This window comes from Roseovarius halophilus (ex Wu et al. 2025), assembly GCF_047086965.1.
Genome location: NZ_JBKOTX010000033.1, coordinates 1 through 16,324, shown reverse-complemented (window position 1 = coordinate 16,324; position 16,324 = coordinate 1). Strand labels below are relative to the sequence as shown.

At 63.0% G+C, this 16,324-nt stretch carries 13 protein-coding genes; 9 read left to right on the top strand and 4 right to left on the bottom strand.

The genetic code is table 11. The features are described 5' to 3' along the window. Window positions 1-13: 13 nt before the first annotated feature. From bamA to lpxB, 6 genes are all read left to right on the top strand, one after another. Window positions 14-2,341 (top strand): outer membrane protein assembly factor BamA, encoded by a 2,328-nt coding sequence (bamA, locus tag ACH107_RS09105; RefSeq protein ID WP_412505557.1) that lies wholly within the window; start codon window positions 14-16, stop codon window positions 2,339-2,341. An 11-nt stretch (window positions 2,342-2,352) separates the two neighbouring features. Then, a complete protein-coding gene (locus ACH107_RS09100) occupies window positions 2,353-2,928 on the top strand; it encodes an OmpH family outer membrane protein (protein ID WP_412505556.1) in 576 nt (191 codons plus the stop codon). Between the two features lie 64 nt (window positions 2,929-2,992). Continuing rightward, a complete protein-coding gene (gene fabZ, locus ACH107_RS09095) occupies window positions 2,993-3,457 on the top strand; it encodes a 3-hydroxyacyl-ACP dehydratase FabZ (protein ID WP_412505555.1) in 465 nt (154 codons plus the stop codon). A gap of 4 nt (window positions 3,458-3,461) precedes the next feature. Continuing rightward, window positions 3,462-4,265: an acyl-ACP--UDP-N-acetylglucosamine O-acyltransferase gene (gene lpxA / locus ACH107_RS09090; protein WP_412505554.1), complete on the top strand. Its 804-nt coding sequence runs from the start codon at window positions 3,462-3,464 to the stop codon at window positions 4,263-4,265. A 5-nt stretch (window positions 4,266-4,270) separates the two neighbouring features. After that, a complete protein-coding gene (locus ACH107_RS09085; RefSeq protein ID WP_412505583.1) occupies window positions 4,271-5,077 on the top strand; it encodes an LpxI family protein in 807 nt (268 codons plus the stop codon). Next, window positions 5,077-6,225, top strand: a complete 1,149-nt coding sequence (gene lpxB, locus ACH107_RS09080; RefSeq protein WP_412505553.1) for a lipid-A-disaccharide synthase — start codon at window positions 5,077-5,079, stop codon at window positions 6,223-6,225. Before ACH107_RS09085 ends, lpxB begins: the two co-directional genes overlap by 1 nt. Before the next feature lie 54 nt (window positions 6,226-6,279). Here lpxB and ACH107_RS09075 read toward each other — a convergent pair whose 3' ends face one another. Continuing rightward, window positions 6,280-6,909 (bottom strand): hypothetical protein, encoded by a 630-nt coding sequence (locus ACH107_RS09075; protein ID WP_412505552.1) that lies wholly within the window; start codon window positions 6,907-6,909, stop codon window positions 6,280-6,282. A gap of 175 nt (window positions 6,910-7,084) precedes the next feature. Then, window positions 7,085-9,820 carry a DNA gyrase subunit A gene (gene gyrA, locus ACH107_RS09070; protein ID WP_412505551.1) on the bottom strand — a complete coding sequence of 912 codons (2,736 nt, stop codon included), beginning with the start codon at window positions 9,818-9,820 and terminating at the stop codon, window positions 7,085-7,087. A 206-nt stretch (window positions 9,821-10,026) separates the two neighbouring features. Between gyrA and ACH107_RS09065 the strand changes: the two genes are divergently transcribed. After that, window positions 10,027-10,296, top strand: coding sequence for an usg protein (locus tag ACH107_RS09065; RefSeq protein ID WP_412505550.1), 270 nt, complete (start codon window positions 10,027-10,029; stop codon window positions 10,294-10,296). Window positions 10,297-10,342: 46 nt separating this feature from the next. Here ACH107_RS09065 and ACH107_RS09060 read toward each other — a convergent pair whose 3' ends face one another. Both ACH107_RS09060 and hemB read right to left on the bottom strand, forming a co-directional pair. Continuing rightward, window positions 10,343-10,903: a YSC84-related protein gene (locus ACH107_RS09060; RefSeq protein WP_412505549.1), complete on the bottom strand. Its 561-nt coding sequence runs from the start codon at window positions 10,901-10,903 to the stop codon at window positions 10,343-10,345. 130 nt (window positions 10,904-11,033) lie between these two features. Beyond that, entirely contained in the window at window positions 11,034-12,029 is a 996-nt protein-coding gene (gene hemB / locus ACH107_RS09055) for a porphobilinogen synthase (protein ID WP_412505548.1), read from the bottom strand. A 117-nt stretch (window positions 12,030-12,146) separates the two neighbouring features. Between hemB and ACH107_RS09050 the strand changes: the two genes are divergently transcribed. Both ACH107_RS09050 and mfd read left to right on the top strand, forming a co-directional pair. Then, window positions 12,147-12,677 carry a component of SufBCD complex gene (locus ACH107_RS09050; RefSeq protein WP_412505547.1) on the top strand — a complete coding sequence of 177 codons (531 nt, stop codon included), beginning with the start codon at window positions 12,147-12,149 and terminating at the stop codon, window positions 12,675-12,677. Between the two features lie 31 nt (window positions 12,678-12,708). Beyond that, complete coding sequence (gene mfd / locus ACH107_RS09045) at window positions 12,709-16,164, top strand: transcription-repair coupling factor (RefSeq protein WP_412505546.1); 3,456 nt, start codon at window positions 12,709-12,711, stop codon at window positions 16,162-16,164. Window positions 16,165-16,324: the final 160 nt, after the last annotated feature.

Here is a 16,324-nt window from a genome sequence, read left to right as displayed (position 1 = left end):
TTAGGTTTGGCCAATGGATAGTGACGCTAGGGGACAGGGGCTGCGCCACGCGGCAGCGACCTGTGAACGTGAAGTTCTGCGGCGGTTTCTCTGGCTCGTGGCCGTCCTCGTGGGACTCGCGCTGCCGGCTGAGCTCGAGGCACAAAACTATCGCTTCACATCGGTCACGATCGAGGGCAATCAACGGATCGAGCCGGGAACGATCCTCAACTACGCCGGTATCGCGCGTGGCGAAACAGTGACCGCCGGCGAGCTGAACGATGCCTACCAGCGTATTCTCGGAAGTGGCCTGTTCGAATCCGTCACGGTGGAGCCGCGCGGCAACAGGCTGTACATCGAGGTCGCGGAATACCCCACGATCAATCGTATCGCGTTCGAGGGCAACAACCGGCTGAAGGATGATGAACTGGAAGGGTTCATCGAAAGCCGTTCAAGACAGGTTTTCAGCCCGACGAAGGCCGAACGCGACGCGGCAACCATCACCGAGGCCTACGTGCAGAACGGTCGCGTTTCCGCACGTGTCACGCCAAAGGTCATCCGTCGCAGCGAAAATCGCGTCGATCTCATCTTCGAGATCTTCGAGGGCAAGAAGATCGAGGTTCAACGCATCGGGTTCGTGGGAAACAAGGCGTTCTCGGACAGGCGGTTGCGTCGTGCGATCGAAAGCAAGCAGGCCGGATTGCTGCGCGCCATCATCGAACGCGACACGTTTGTCGAGGACAGGCTGCGCTTTGACGAACAGGTGCTGACAGATTTCTATCAATCGCGCGGCTACGTGGACTTTCGGGTCACGGGCACCAACGCCGAGCTGACCCGGGAACGCGACGCGTATTTCATTACCTTCAACATTCAGGAAGGGCAGCAATTCCGTTTCGGTGACATCACCACCGTCAGCGAGATACCCGAAGCGGACGCCGACGCGTATCAAGACGTTCTCAAGATCAAGTCCGGCAAGGTCTATTCGCCCACGCATGTCGAGAACTCGATTGCCCGGATGGAGCGGCTGGCGATCAAGCAGGGTGTCGATTTCCTCCGTGTCGAACCGCGCATCACGCGGAATGACCGCGATCTCACGCTGGATGTCGAGTTCGCCTTGGTGCGTGGTGATCGCGTTTTCGTCGAACGGATCGATATCGAGGGCAACACGACGACCCTCGATCGCGTGATCCGTCGGCAATTCGACGTTGTCGAGGGGGACCCGTTCAACCCGCGGCAAATCCGCGAAGCGGCGGAGCGCATCAGGGCCCTGGGGTTCTTTTCCGAGGCCGACGTGACGGCGCGCGAAGGGTCGCGCCCCGATCAGGTCGTGGTGGACGTGAATGTCGAGGAAACCACCACCGGGTCAGTGAGTGTCGGTGCGAGCTTCTCCACGGACCAGGGGCTGGGTATCCAGTTGGGCTTCAGCGAACGTAACTTTCTGGGCCGGGGTCAATCTGTGACCGCGTCGATCCTGGCAAGCGAAGAGAATGCCAACTACAACCTTCGCTTCAAGGAGCCGGCATTCCTCGCGCGGGATGTCGGGCTGGGTCTGCAATTCTCTCTTATCGAGACCGATGACGATAACAGCCTCTTCGACACGACAACGGGCGTGTTCCGGCCCAGCCTTGATTTCCCCCTTGGGGACAACAGCCGGCTGGGCCTGTTCTACAATGCCCAGTATCAGGACATGGACAATTATAACGGGACGTCGGGGATCCTGACGTCCGAAGTTGCACAGGGTGAGCGGTGGTCGTCCGGGCTGGGCTACGAGTACAGCTATGATACGCGGCGTAGTGGCTTGAATCCCGATTCCGGTGTGCTCTTGTCCTTCGGGCAGGAATTCGCGGGGCTTGGCGGTGACCTGGATTATATCAAGACGTCGGCGCGGGTCGTCGGTCAAACAACCGTGCTGAACGAGGACGTCACCCTGCGCGCCATTCTGGAGGGTGGTGCCATCGATTTCCGCAACGGTCAGAGCAGCCGCGCCATCAACCGGTACACGCGACGGATCATGCGCGGGTTCCAGCCGAACGGACTTGGCCCGACCGAAGGCAACGAGCATCTGGGCGGCAATTATTTCGCGGCCATGAAATTCGAGGCGGAGTTCCCGCTTGGTCTGCCCGAGGAATACGGAATTTCGGGCGGTGCGTTCTACGACATAGGCGCCATCTGGGACGTTGATACGACGAACGCGACGGGTGCTGTCGCCTCCACCGGTTTCGAGGACCGTCACGTGATCGGCTTCTCGATCTTCTGGGAGTCGCCTTTCGGGCCGTTGCGCATGAATTTCTCGGCGCCTCTCAAGAGCGAGCCGGGTGATATCGAGCAGAACTTCGACCTCACCGTCAGAACGGAGTTCTGATGTCATTCCCCGTGCTGCGCCTGCTGTTTGTCCTGGCGCTCACATGTCTTCACGCGCCGATTGCTCAGGCGCAAAGCTTGGGCGTTGTGCAAAGCGACGTCCTGGTGCTGGATCCGGAGCGCCTGTTCGAGGAGACGCGCCTCGGCCAGAGCATGATGTCGGACTTTCAGGAAGAGCGCGAAGCACTGATCGCGCGCAATCGCAAGCTGGAAGCGGCATTGGAGGCGGAAGAAAAGGAACTCACGGAGAAACGCGCCGAAACGACGCCGGAAGAATTCCGCGAGATGGCCGATGCCTTTGACGAGAAGGTGCAACGGATCCGCACCGAAAGCGATCGGCGGGCGCGTGATCTTGAACGCAGGCGGGAACTTGCCCCGGCCCGTTTCATGCGCCAGGTCGAACCGGTTCTGATCGACATTCTGCGCGACGGCAGCGGGGTCGTCATACTCGATTCCCGAAGCGTGTTGTTACGTGCGGACGTGGTGGACATCACCGAGACGGCGATCCGCCGGATCGATGCCGAGATAGGCGCGAAGGCGCCGGCCCGAAACGGGGGCGGTGACGGGTCAGGACGCGAACAGGACTAGGCCGCCTTGCCGTGTCTGCCGCCACTTGCTAGGACACGCCGAGCCACGAACAAGAGGAACGCCCATGAACGCGCCGCTGAAATCCGCGGATATCCATATGATACAGCGGCTTATACCGCATCGCTATCCCTTCCTGCTGGTCGACAGGGTCGAGGATATTGACGGCTATCAAAAGGCCCGTGGCATCAAGAACGTCACGATGAACGAGCCGCACTTCCAGGGGCATTTTCCCTCGAAACCGATCATGCCGGGCGTGACGATCGTGGAGGCCATGGCGCAAACGGCGGCTGTCATGGTCGGAACGGCGCTCGGCATGGAGGACCGCAACATGCTGGTCTATTTCATGGCCATCGACAAGGCCAAGTTCCGGCGCATGGTAACCCCGGGCGACGTTCTGGAAATGCGCTTGGAGACCATCCGTGGCAAGCCGGGCGGCAAGGTCTGGAAATTCAGCGGTCTGGCCGAGGTCGGCGGAGAAATGGCCGCCGAGGCGGAGTTCTCGGCCATGATGGACCTGCCTGCGGAGTAAGGCGATGAGCGATCAGGGCGATACATTCGTTCATCCCTCCGCCGTCGTGGAGCGCGGCGCGGAACTGGGGCAGGGGTGCACGATAGGCCCCTTTTGCCACGTCACGGAAAACGTGCGGCTTGGCGACGGTGTCGAGCTGAAATCGCATGTCGTGGTGACGGGGCAAACAAGTATCGGCGCCGGCAGTATCATCTTCCCCTTTGCCTGTATTGGCGAGGTTCCCCAGGATTTGAAATTCAGGGGCGAGGAAACGCGGCTCGAGATCGGAGCGCGGACCCGTATTCGCGAACATGTGACGATGAACTGCGGCACCGAGGGCGGTGGTGGCGTGACCCGCATCGGCGACGATGGGCTTTTCATGGCGGGGTGCCACGTGGCCCATGACGTGCAATTGGGAAATCGGGTCATCATCGTCAACAATGCCGCGCTGGCCGGTCATTGCATGATCGAGGACGATGTCATCATCGGCGGGCTTTCCGGCGTGCATCAATTCGTCCGTATCGGCCGCGGGGCCATAATCGGCGCCGTGACCATGGTGACGAATGACGTGATCCCTTACGGCCTTGTTCAGGCGCCGCGCGGCGGGCTTGACGGTCTCAATCTCGTGGGGCTGAAGCGTCGCGGCGTGAAGCGCGCGGATATCACGGCGCTGCGCGCCGCGTTCCAGATGCTCGCGCAGGGCGAGGGGGCGTTCCAGGATCGCGCCCGCCGATTGGGCGAAGAGACCGAGAGCGATTACGTGCGCCATATCGTCGATTTCGTGACCGCCGCCAGCGACCGTTCCTTCCTGACGCCCGGCACGGATTGAGCGTGATGGCCGGACGGTTGGCAATACTGGCCTGCAGCGGCGCTCTGCCGGTGGAAATCGCCAAGGCGAATCCCGGCGCGTTGAAAATTGGCTTCGCCGGTGTCCCGAACGAATTACCGGGTGACGTGCATGAATTCCGGTTTGAAAAGCTCGGCGCCTTGTGGGCCTTCCTGCGGGAGAACAGCGTGGAGCGTGTCGTGTTCGCCGGCGGGCTTGCGCGACCGCCACTCGATCCTTCGGCTTTCGATTCGGGCATGGCGGCTGTCGCGCCGCGACTCGCCGCGGCAATGTCCGGGGGGGATGACGCCCTGCTGCGGCTTGTCATCGCGGTATTCGAGGAACAGGGTTTCAAGGTTGTCGGGGCGCATGAGGTTTGCCCGGGGCTGACGGCGGGGCACGCGTTTGAAATCGGCGGCTCGCCATCCGACGCGGACATGTCCGATGCGGCACGCGCGCGGTCGATCCTTGCGGCATTGTCGCCGCTGGACATCGGGCAGGCCTGCGTGGTGGCCGGCGGGCAGTGCCTTGGCATCGAAACGATGCAGGGCACCGACGCTTTGCTGCGGTTCGTTGCATCAACGCCGCCGTTGCAGCGCCCGAAAGCGCCCGGCGTGTTGGTCAAGGCCGCCAAAACCGGGCAGGATCTGCGTATCGACATGCCCGGCATAGGTCCGGAAACAGTGATTGCGACCGCCCGCGCGGGGCTAGCAGGCATCATCGTGGAACCCCAGCGGGTGATGATCCTGAACCGCGAAGAAGTGACCGACGCGCTCGGTGATACCGGGCTGTTCCTCGCCGCGCGGAGAACCTGATGCGGGTTTTCCTGATCGCCGGCGAAGCCTCGGGTGACCGTCTCGGCGCATCGCTGATGGCTGGCCTGAAAAGCCTTGCCGACGTGACGTTCTCGGGCATTGGCGGCCCCCTTATGCAGGCGGAGGGGCTCGAGAGTCTTTTCCCGATGGAGGATCTGTCGGTCATGGGGCTGGCCGAGGTGCTGCCGCGCTATCCGCACTTGCGGCGCCGCCTTCACGAGGCCGCGGCGGCCGTTCTGTCCGACCGTCCGGACGTTCTGATCACCATAGACAGCCCGGATTTCTGTCTTCGCGTGGCGCGTTTGGTCAAGAATTCGAGCGACATACGCACCGTTCATTATGTCGCGCCGTCCGTCTGGGCGTGGCGGCCGCGCCGGGCCGAGAAGATGGCGGGCGTCATCGATCATGTGCTCGCGCTGCTGCCGTTCGAACCGCCCTACATGCGCGAGGCGGGCATGGCCTGTGATTTCGTGGGGCATCCGGTCGTGTCGGAGCCCGTGGCGAACCAGCAGGAAATCGCCGGATTTCGCCGCGCATACGGTTTGGCCGACTCGCCGCTGCTGCTGGTGCTGCCGGGATCGCGGAAAAGCGAGGTGACGCGCCTGATGCCTGTTTTCTCGCAAGTCGTGGCGGCTGTGCTGGCGCGTCGGCCGGAATTGCGGCCGGTGATCCCCACCACGGCGAATGTTGCTTCGATGGTGCGGCAGGGTATCCGCGAGTGGCCCGGCGCGCCGGTTCTGCTCGATCCGTCAACCCTACCAACAGAGCTTGCCGCGAGCCACAAGCGTGCCGCCTTCTCAGCCGCCGATGCGGCGCTGGCAGCTTCCGGCACGGTGTCGCTGGAACTGGCGGCGGCGGACACGCCGATGGTAATCGCCCACGACATGAACTGGCTGAGCCGCGTCTTGATCAGCCGGATGCTGCGCGTGGACACGCTGACACTTGTCAATCTCGTGTCCGGAACGCGCGCGGTACCCGAGTTTCTGGGCAAGAGGTGCCGCGCCGACTTGATTGCCCCGGCCGTTCTCGACGTTCTGTCCAGACCTGACGAGCAACGGAACGCCATGCGCGAGACCATGGACAGGCTGGGACGCGGGGGAGAACCGCCCGGCCTGCGCGCGGCGCGTGCTGTTCTGTCAGGGCTCTGAGATTTGCAGGCACGCTTCTTCACCGGGCATGTCGGTATCGCCTTGCCCGCTGCGTCAGACGTTCGCGAAAATATTGTCCGACAGCGGGCCCGGTTCGCCGTCTCGCTCACTGGCTTGTGCTGCCGTGGTTGCCGTCTCGGGTTTTTCCTTCGGCTTGGTCGCGACCGACTGGCGGAGGCCCGCAAGATCCGCGTGCGATGGTGGCCGCTTGGCGACGCCTTGCGCCAATCGCACTCGCCGGGGCGCCACGCCGTGCCGCGAATGCATTTGCTGAACACGGGTGCGGCGGGCGATGATGGACGCCCGGCGCAGTTCGCGACGTCCCAGGGAGGAGTAGTTCAGGATAATGGCACAGACGAGTGCGATATCGCGCCAGAAGTCCGAGAGGTTGCCCATTTCGAAGACGATGAAGTTCTGGATGACGCTGCTGCACAGCACGAACATTGCCAGAAACAGGGAGGTCAGCCGCAATGCGACACCCGTCATGAACAGCACGCTTGAAACGAATATCAAGGTCGAGCCGACGAGGTCAGCCAGTGCGGCGGACATGAATGGCGCGAAAAGAATCGTTTGGTCCACGCCGATCACGAGATCCAGCGAGACGGCCATGAAGTAGGAGCCGATGACGATCCGGATGAGGTTCAGTCCGGTTTGGTTGATCCAGCGGTCATTGTTCGTGGTCAAGGCTTTTATCCTGCATGAGCGTAGTCTTCAGAAACCGTGAGCCGGGAGCGGCCCTGTACCCGTACAACCTGCCCGCGTCCTGCGGACAGGCTTTACACTCATTCAGAAATGTGTCGAAAATCGCACCCGCCAATGGCCTAAAGGGGCCAATTCGCGGCAAATCGTTGTTTTGGCCTCATTCCTCTTCGGGTATGGCCGCGTCTTCCGGGCGCTCCGCGATCCACGCCACGCTGACAACCTCCTCGTCGGCGCGCGTGTCAAAGACCTTGACGCCCCCGGCACTGCGCGAGCGGAAGGAAATACCCTGTACCGGGACCCGGATCGACTGGCCGCGCGATGTGGCCAGCATGATCTGGTCTTCGGGCTCGACGGGAAAGGATGCAACGAGGGCGCCGCCGCGTTGTGCCTTGTCGGTGGCCTGTACCCCCATGCCCCCGCGGCCGCGGACCGGGTAATCATGGCTGGAGCTGAGCTTGCCCGTACCCTTGGACGTGATGGTAAGGATCAGGTTCTCCGCTGCCGACATTTCGGCGTACCGTTCCGTGCCGATGGTGGCGCGGGTGTCGCCGTCGTCCTCGGCTGATCCCTCTTCCTCGGCAGCGCCGGCAACGGCGCGGCGCATCTTGAGATAGGCGGCGCGCTCCTCGGGCGTTGCGTCGAAATGCCGTATGACCGACATCGACACAACCCTGTCGCCGTCCTGAAGCCTGATGCCGCGTACGCCCGTCGATTTGCGGCCCTTGAAAACCCGCACCTCCGTCGTGGGAAACCGAATGGCCCGCCCGGACTTGGTGATGAGCATGATGTCGTCATCCTCGGTACAGATGCGGGCATTCACCAGCTCGGTGCCTTCGGGCAAATCCATCGCGATCTTGCCGTTCCGCTTGACATTGGTGAAGTCGGACAGCGCGTTCCGGCGCACGTCGCCCGCCGATGTCGCGAACACGATCTGAAGATCCTGCCAGTCATCCTCGGGGCGGTCGACCGGCATGATCGCGGCGATCGAAACACCCTGGTGGATCGGCAGGATGTTGACGATGGCCTTGCCTTTCGATGTGCGCCCGCCGAGCGGCAGCCGCCATGTCTTGAGCTTGTAGACCATCCCGTCGGTGGTGAAGAACAGAAGCGGCGTATGGGTATTGGCGACGAACAGCGTCGTGACGACATCCTCGTCCTTGGTCGCCATGCCTGACAGCCCCTTGCCGCCACGCTTCTGGGCGCGGAAGTCGGCAAGGGCCGTGCGCTTGATGTAGCCGCCCTGCGTGACGGTCACGACCATCTCTTCGCGTTCGATCAGGTCCTCGTCTTCCATGTCGCCCGACCACTCGACGATCTCGGTGCGGCGTGGAACGGCGAACTGCTCTTTCACGTCGCGCAGCTCTTCCGAGATGATTTGCATGATCCTTTCGCGCGATGCGAGAATCGCGAGGTATTCCTTGATCTTGCCGGCAAGTTCCTGCAGCTCGTCGGTGACTTCCCTGACCCCGAGTTGGGTCAGGCGTTGGAGCCGCAGATCGAGGATCGCGCGGGCTTGCGTTTGCGACAGGTTATAGGTGCCGTCCTCGTTTGCCTTGTGCGTCGGATCGTCAATAAGCGCGATATATTCAAGAATATCGTCGGCGGGCCAGCGCCGCGTCATCAGTTTTTCACGTGCTTCCGCGGCATCCCGGGACGCGCGGATCGTCGCCACGACCTCGTCCACGTTCGAGACGGCCACTGCCAGACCGCACAGCACGTGGCTGCGCTCGCGCGCCTTGCGCAGGTCATGGGCGGTGCGCCGCGCGACGACTTCCTCGCGGAAGGCGATGAACGCGCTCAGGAAGCCGCGCAGTGTCAGCTGCTCGGGCTTGCCGCCGTTGAGCGCCAGCATGTTGCAGCCGAAGCTTGTCTGCATCGGGGTGAAGCGGTAAAGCTGGTTGAGAACGACATCCGGGGTCGCATCGCGCTTGAGCTCCACCACGACGCGCACGCCCGTTCGGTCGCTTTCGTCCTGAACATGGGCGATCCCCTCGATCCGTTTCTCACGGGCGGCTTCCGCGATCTTTTCGATCATCGCGGCCTTGTTCACCTGGTAGGGCACCTCGTCGATGACGATGGCGAAACGATCCTTGCGCAGTTCCTCGATGCGGGTTTTGGCCCGAACGATGACGCTGCCGCGCCCCTCAAGGTAGGCCTTGCGCGCACCCGACCGCCCGAGCATCAGCCCCCCGGTGGGGAAGTCAGGGCCGGGAACGTATTGAATGAGCTGCTCGCTATCCAGATCGGGCTGCTCGATCAGGGCCAACGTAGCATCCGCGATCTCTCCGAGGTTGTGCGGCGGGATATTGGTCGCCATTCCGACCGCGATACCGCCGGCCCCGTTGACCAGCATGTTGGGAAAGCGCGCGGGCAGGACGGTTGGTTCGCGATCCTTGCCGTCGTAATTGTCCTGGAAATCGACGGTGTCTTTCTCGATATCGGCCAGCAGTGCCTGTGCCGGCTTGTCCATGCGCACTTCGGTGTATCGCATTGCGGCCGGGTTGTCGCCGTCCATGGACCCGAAATTCCCCTGGCCGTCCAGCAGGGGCAGTGACATCGAGAAATCCTGTGCCATGCGCACGAGTGCGTCGTAAATGGCTGAATCTCCGTGCGGGTGATACTTCCCCATCACGTCGCCGACAGGGCGGGCGGACTTGCGATAAGGTTTGTCGTGAGTGTTCCCCGTTTCGTGCATCGCGTAGAGGATACGGCGATGCACCGGTTTCAGGCCGTCGCGCAGGTCCGGGATCGCACGGCTCACGATGACCGACATGGCGTAGTCCAGGTAGGACGCCTTCATCTCGGCTTCGACAGAGATGTAGGGCCCGTCATGCGCGGAAGGCCCGCCTTGGATTTCTTCCGGGTTTTCAGGGTTTTGAGGCGTGTCGCTCACGTTGGCCGATCCTGTCTCGTTGCGCCATATCTAGGTGCACAGGATATATCAGAGGGCGGATATTGGGTGCAATGCTTCTTGCAAGCATGTGTTGGCAGCCATGCGGAAGGGGTGCTAACACACTGTTTTTATTGAAAAGTTAATTTTTGGCCAGCATGGTGTGAGGTACCATGACGAAAACAACGAGGTCCAGCAGGAGGATCGCCATGAAAATGAGTGAAACCGAGATGATGCTGAAGGGGTATGGCCTGACCACGGCAGAGTTCTTTTATCACATGCCGGATTATACGCATGTGCTGAACAGTTTCGTGTGGCAGGACTACGATCTGGCGCCCGATCATCCGCGCCTGTTCGAGTTCATCGAATTTTGGCAGCGTGAAATCGAGGGGCCACTGCATTCCGTTTCCTTCACTCACCGAAAACTGGTCTCGGCGGGCGAATGGCGCAACGTGAAAGGCGAGTTCAGGCTGAACTGACACGACGGTGAGCCCCGGGCCCACCGCTACGGTCATGTCCGGCCGGTCAGGGGATGATGCGCGTGTACTTCATGCCCTCGAGCGAAACGCCGGCCAGTGCGCCGGCCTGACCGAATATGACCGCCACGACCGGCGAGGTCGACGTGGTGGTTTCGGCCCGGATGTTCTCACCGCGATCGTTGAAGACGTATTCGATATCCGCGCCGGCGGCCCACCCCGAGGACCGGCGGAAACGTGCCAGCGCGTCGTCCGTCATGAAGAACAGGACATGCGCGAATTGCTGCGCGCCGATCTGCAACCCGACGCTGCCCTTGGTGGCCGAGTAATAGTCGACAGTGGAACCGCCCACGCGCAACGCGCCGCGTCCGTAGCCGCCGCCGACGAAAAAACCGCCCTCGGTCATCAGCGGCATGACAAGGATCCCGGTGGATTTGTCAGCCAGATTGCGGGTGTTCGGATAGTTGGAATACAGGTGATCCAGCGTTGCATCGACGCGCGCGTCGATACGTTGCGCATTGTTCGTGCCGACGCCATTGCCGCAGGCGGCCAAAGTGCCTGCCCCGGCGAGAGCTGCGAGCGTGAAGCCGCGACGTGTGAAATTGTTCATTGTTCTGCCCATGTCTCTTGCCTGATATCCTGCCGCGGTTTTCCCCGCGGCGACTTGACCGTAGTATACGAATCCCGGATGGGGCTGTCACGCCCGATCACGGCACATCGCGGAAACCCGCCATCCGCTGTCAGCCAAGAATGCGCGCCGCCTCGGGGGCGTAATAGGTCAGAACGCCGTCACAGCCCGCACGCTTGAACGCCACGAGGCTTTCCATCATGGCGCGGTCCCTGTCCAGCCAGCCGTTTTCGCCAGCGGCGGTGATCATCGCGTATTCACCGGACACCTGATAGGCGAAGGTCGGGGCGCCGAAACTGTCCTTCACGCGCCGGCAGATGTCGAGATAGGGCATGCCCGGCTTGACCATGACCATGTCCGCCCCCTCTTTGAGGTCGCGCGCAACGCAGCGCAGCGCCTCGTCGGTGTTCGCCGGATCCATCTGGTACGTCTTCTTGTCGCCTTTCAGGGCATTGGAGGCGCCGACGGCATCACGGAACGGACCGTAAAAGGCACTGGCGTATTTCGCCGCGTACGACAGCAGCAGGACGTTTGTGTGGCCATCAGCCTCGAGCGCTGATCGTATGGCGCCGATGCGGCCGTCCATCATGTCCGACGGGCCGATGATGTCGACGCCGGCCTCGGCCTGCGCGCGCGCCTGCCTGACCAAAGCCTCGACGGTTTCGTCGTTGACGATCTCGCCATCCCGGACAAAGCCGTCATGCCCGGTATCCGAGTAGGGGTCGAGCGCGACGTCGGTCATCACGGCGATCCCGGGCACCGCCGCCTTTATGGCGCGCGTGGCCCGGTTCGAGAGGTTGTCGGGGTTCCACGCTTCGGCGCAGTCAGGGGTGCGACTGGCGGCTTCGGTGTACGGGAAAAGGCAGATCGCGGGGATGCCCAGTTCGGCGGCCTCGCGCGCGGCGACGACGACCCTGTCCACGCTGCGCCTGACCACGCCGGGCATGGAGGGGACGGGCTCCTCGATGTCGTGGCCGTCGCGCACGAAAACGGGCCAGATCAGGTCGGCAGGAGACAGCGTGCTCTCGGCGACGAGCGCGCGAACGGCCGCGTTCGCGCGGGTCCGGCGCAGCCGTGTCGCGGGGAAGGGGGCGTGGATGGATTGCATGGCGTGCCCTCGTGAGACATGTCGCGAATGACTGGCATGGAAATTCCCCCATCTCAAGGGTAGGAATTGCGCGGCGGCGCGGTTAATAGGAGCGCCAATCTAACTCGGGGGCCGGGCGTGGACTGGTATCAGAACGTTTTCGAACTGATCGACATGCGCAGCTTCAGCAACCTGTGGTTCTGGATCGCGCTGGCGGTATTGTGGTCGTCGACCAGTCACTGGGTGCTCGGCGTCCCGTGGGATCTCGTCTTGCGGGCGAAGAAGCGGCAGACGGATGAGAGCATCGCGGATTTCGAGGCGATGGTGCGCATCAATGTCAATCGCATCCTTTACATCGCGCACGAGACCGGGCTTCTTCTGGCGGCGTTTGTCTGTTTCTTGATGACGGTTCTGCTCCTGCTGGGCTTCGTCTACGGCAACGAATTCTCGCAGGCGCTTTTCCTGCTCGGATTTCCCATGACGCTGGTGGGGCTGATCACCGTCCGCACGGCACGGCTGATCCGGCGGAATGAACTTTCCGGAGAGGCGTTGTACGTTCAGATGTACCGCCACCGTCTCGTGACGCAGGTGATCGGCGTGATCTCGATCTTCGTAACAGCGATGTGGGGCATGTTGCAGAACATGACCCTTGGCGTCCTCGGTGGATGACGCGCCCCCTTTGAACGGCGGACAGGACAGCATGAGCAGGTCAGATAGAATCGTGGCAGGTGGTGCGCCCGAGGGATACGACGCACGCCTCGTTCTCAAGGAACTGGACGTGTCAGATGCGCCGGTCATCCATGTCGCGCGCGATGACAAGCGACTGGCGGCAATGGCTGAATCGTTGCGTTTCTTTGGTCCCGACGTGCCGGTTCTGCGATTTCCCGGGTGGGATTGCCTGCCATACGAACGGGTGTCGCCCAACGCTGACATAAGCGCGGCGCGAATGGCGACGTTGGCCGGGCTGGTGCATGACGGGCCGTCACGGTTCGTTCTGCTGACGACGCTCAATGCCGCGACGCAGTTCGTGCCGGCGCGCGACGTGCTGCGCGAGGCCGCGTTCACCGCGAGCGTGGATCAACGCATCGACGAGGACGCGCTCAAGGCTTTTCTGGTGCGCATGGGGTTCGCGCAGGCCCCGACCGTCACGGAGCCCGGCGATTACGCGGTGCGCGGCGGGATCATCGACATCTACCCGCCGGGAAAATCCGGCCCGGTGCGGCTGGACCTGTTCGGCGACGTTCTTGACGGGGTGCGTCGGTTCGACCCGGCGACGCAGCGGACCACCGAGAAACTCGACAGGATAGAGCTGGCCCCGGTCAGCGAGGTGATCCTCGATGACGCGGCCATCCGCCGCTTCCGCCAGAATTACCGCATCGAGTTCGGGGCCGCGGGCACCGATGACCCGCTTTACGAGGCGGTGAGCGCGGGCCGCAAGCATCAGGGGATCGAGCATTGGCTGCCCTTTTTCCACGACAGGCTGGAAACGCTTTTCGAGTATCTGCCCGATGCCACGGTGACGCTTGATGACCAAACCGATGCAACGCGGGCTGCGCGGTGGGAAACGATCGTTGACCAGTACGAGGCACGGCGTCACGCGTTGAGCCAGAAATCGCGCGAGGACACCCTTTACAAGCCATTGCCGCCGGGGCTGCTCTACATGGACGAGGATGCGTGGCAAGGTGCCGTGGCGAACCGGCGGGTGATGCAGTTTCACCCGCTGCCGCAGGCCACCGGCCCCGGGGTGATCGACGCGGGAGGCAGGATCGGGCGCAATTTCGCCCCCGAGCGCCAACAGGAAAACATAAACCTGTTCAGTGCTTTGAAAGATCACATTGACGCGCGTCTCGCGGTGGCGCCCGTGGTGGTCGCGGCGTATTCCGAAGGTGCGCGGGAGCGGCTGGAGGGTCTTCTGGAAGACGAGGGCCTGCACGGCGCGGTGACGGTGGGCGATGCCACGCGGATCGGCAAACGCGGGTTGCATCTGGCGGTCTGGCCGCTCGACCACGGTTTCGCGGCCCCAGAGCTGACGGTCATCGCCGAACAGGACGTTCTGGGCGATCGGTTGATCCGGGCGCCCAAGAAACGCAAGCGCGCCGAGAACTTCCTGACCGAAGCGCAAAGCCTCAGCCCGGGCGATCTGGTGGTGCATGTTGACCACGGGATCGGGCGCTACCGCGGGCTGGAGGTCGTTCCTGCGGCGGGCGCGGCGCATGAATGCCTGCTTCTGGAATATGCCGAGGGGTCCAAGCTCTACCTGCCGGTCGAGAATATCGAGTTGCTGAGCCGCTACGGCCACGAGGAAGGCCTGCTGGACAAGCTGGGCGGCGGGGCATGGCAGGCCAAGAAAGCCCGCCTCAAGGAACGCATCCGGGAAATGGCGGACCGGCTGATCCGGATCGCGGCGGAGCGCGAGCTGAGGAAGGCGCCCGTTCTGGCCCCCGAGCATCACGCGTGGGAGGAATTCGCGGCCCGTTTCCCCTATCAGGAGACCGACGACCAGCTGCGCGCGATCGAGGACGTCCTGGCCGACCTCGAAGCCGGCACACCGATGGACCGTCTTATCTGCGGCGACGTGGGGTTCGGCAAGACCGAAGTCGCCATGCGCGCGGCGTTCATCGCGGCGATGCAGGGCGTACAGGTTGCCGTCATCGCGCCGACCACGCTGCTGGCCCGCCAGCATTACCAGAGCTTTGCCGAGCGGTTCCGGGGCTTCCCCGTCACGGTGCGGCCCCTGTCGCGGTTCGTCGGCGCGACCGAGGCCGCCCGCACGCGCGAGGGGCTTGCGACGGGCACGGTGGACATCGTCGTCGGCACCCATGCGCTGCTGGCCAAGAACGTGCGTTTCCAGAACCTCGGGCTGCTGGTCATCGACGAGGAACAGCGTTTCGGTGTCACCCACAAGGAGCGGCTGAAGCAGTTGCGCAGCGACGTGCATGTACTGACGCTGACGGCGACGCCGATCCCGCGGACCCTGCAACTGAGCCTGAGCGGCGTACGTGATCTGAGCATCATCGGAACGCCGCCGATCGACCGGTTGTCGATTCGCACCTATGTCAGCGAGTTTGACAGCGTGACCGTACGCGAGGCGCTGTTAAGGGAGCATTACCGTGGCGGGCAGAGTTTCTTCGTCGTGCCGCGCATCAAGGATTTGCCCGAGATCGAGGCTTTCCTGTCCGAGCAGGTGCCCGAGGTTTCCTATGTCGTGGCCCATGGCCAGATGGCGGCGCGTGAGCTCGACGACCGGATGAACGCCTTTTATGATGGCAAGTACGATGTCCTGCTTGCGACCACGATCGTTGAATCCGGGCTCGACATCCCGACCGCGAACACGATGGTGATCCATCGCGCCGACATGTTCGGGCTGAGCCAGCTTTACCAGATCAGGGGGCGCGTCGGGCGTTCGAAAACAAGGGCTTATGCCTATCTGACCACCAAGCCACGGGTGCCGTTGACCCCGGCCGCCGAAAAACGGCTGCGCGTGTTGGGCAGCCTCGACACGCTGGGGGCGGGGTTCACCCTGGCCAGCCAGGACCTGGATATCCGCGGGGCGGGCAACCTGCTGGGCGAGGAACAGTCGGGCCAGATGCGTGATGTCGGCTACGAACTGTACCAATCGATGCTGGAAGAGGCGATCGCCAAGATCAAGGCGGGCGAGATGGAAGGGCTCAGCGGGGCCGATGAGCAATGGGCGCCGCAGATCAATCTGGGCGTGCCCGTGCTGATCCCGGATGACTACGTGCCGGACCTTGATGTTCGGCTTGGATTGTACAGGCGACTCAGTGGGTTGCAGAGCAAAGTTGAGCTGGAGGGCTTCGCCGCCGAGCTCATCGACCGCTTCGGCAAGCTGCCCAAGGAGGTCAACACGCTCATGCTGGTCGTGCGCATCAAGGCCATGTGCAAGAAGGCCGGCATCGCCAAGCTGGATGGCGGCCCGAAGGGCGCGACCCTGCAGTTCCACAATGACCGCTTCGCCTCGCCCGAGGGGTTGGTCGAATTCATCAAGGATCAGAAAGGCTTGGCCAAGGTCAAGGACAACAAGATCGTGGTTCGGCGCGACTGGCGCAAGGACAGCGACAAGATCAAGGGCGCCTTTGCCATCGCCCGCGACCTTGCCGAGAAGGTCGTTGCCGAAAACAAGCGGGCCAAGGCGTGATGCCGTGCGGGCAGGCACGGTTAACGGGGAGGCGGGAGGTGCCGGCAGGGCGATCGGCACCGCATAGGTGAGGCGACGGTTTCGCGACGGTGCCGCAGCGCCCGGCGAGCGCGGTTGACGCGGCGCCCGGTGATCGCCGCGCGAAAGCTGGTGCGCGGCC

Excerpts from the sequence above, each read along its gene's own strand:
- bamA (WP_412505557.1), top strand. The coding sequence starts at position 14 with ATGGATAGTGACGCTAGGGGACAGGGGCTGCGCCACGCGGCAGCGACC.
- fabZ (WP_412505555.1), top strand. The coding sequence starts at position 2,993 with ATGAACGCGCCGCTGAAATCCGCGGATATCCATATGATACAGCGGCTT.
- lpxA (WP_412505554.1), top strand. The coding sequence starts at position 3,462 with ATGAGCGATCAGGGCGATACATTCGTTCATCCCTCCGCCGTCGTGGAG.
- ACH107_RS09085 (WP_412505583.1), top strand. The coding sequence starts at position 4,271 with ATGGCCGGACGGTTGGCAATACTGGCCTGCAGCGGCGCTCTGCCGGTG.
- lpxB (WP_412505553.1), top strand. The coding sequence starts at position 5,077 with ATGCGGGTTTTCCTGATCGCCGGCGAAGCCTCGGGTGACCGTCTCGGC.
- ACH107_RS09065 (WP_412505550.1), top strand. The coding sequence starts at position 10,027 with ATGAAAATGAGTGAAACCGAGATGATGCTGAAGGGGTATGGCCTGACC.
- ACH107_RS09060 (WP_412505549.1), bottom strand. The coding sequence starts at position 10,903 with ATGAACAATTTCACACGTCGCGGCTTCACGCTCGCAGCTCTCGCCGGG.
- hemB (WP_412505548.1), bottom strand. The coding sequence starts at position 12,029 with ATGCAATCCATCCACGCCCCCTTCCCCGCGACACGGCTGCGCCGGACC.
- mfd (WP_412505546.1), top strand. The coding sequence starts at position 12,709 with ATGAGCAGGTCAGATAGAATCGTGGCAGGTGGTGCGCCCGAGGGATAC.